Here is a 705-nt window from a genome sequence, read left to right as displayed (position 1 = left end):
AAAGTGCGGCCATAGTGGGTGATAGCCCTGTACGCGAAAATCTCTTAGTCATGAAATCGAGTAGGACGGAGCACGAGAAACTTTGTCTGAATATGGGGGGACCATCCTCCAAGGCTAAATACTACTGACTGACCGATAGTGAACCAGTACCGTGAGGGAAAGGCGAAAAGAACCCCGGAGAGGGGAGTGAAATAGATCCTGAAACCGTATGCGTACAAGCAGTGGGAGCCCACTTTGTTGGGTGACTGCGTACCTTTTGTATAATGGGTCAGCGACTTATTTTCAGTGGCGAGCTTAACCGAATAGGGGAGGCGTAGCGAAAGCGAGTCTTAATAGGGCGTCTAGTCGCTGGGAATAGACCCGAAACCGGGCGATCTATCCATGGGCAGGTTGAAGGTTGGGTAACACCAACTGGAGGACCGAACCGACTACCGTTGAAAAGTTAGCGGATGACCTGTGGATCGGAGTGAAAGGCTAATCAAGCTCGGAGATAGCTGGTTCTCCTCGAAAGCTATTTAGGTAGCGCCTCATGTATCACTGTAGGGGGTAGAGCACTGTTTCGGCTAGGGGGTCATCCCGACTTACCAAACCGATGCAAACTCCGAATACCTACAAGTGCCGAGCATGGGAGACACACGGCGGGTGCTAACGTCCGTCGTGAAAAGGGAAACAACCCAGACCGTCAGCTAAGGTCCCAAAGTTATG

Annotated in this window: 1 rRNA gene; it reads left to right on the top strand. The window is 51.5% G+C overall.

The features are described 5' to 3' along the window. Positions 1-705: ribosomal RNA gene (locus MCRY_RS22540) — 23S ribosomal RNA — on the top strand; the annotation flags it as partial.

The organism is Marivita cryptomonadis, assembly GCF_002115725.1.
Classification (GTDB): Bacteria; Pseudomonadota; Alphaproteobacteria; order Rhodobacterales; family Rhodobacteraceae; genus Marivita; species Marivita cryptomonadis.
This window is presented reverse-complemented; position numbering and strand designations above follow the sequence as displayed.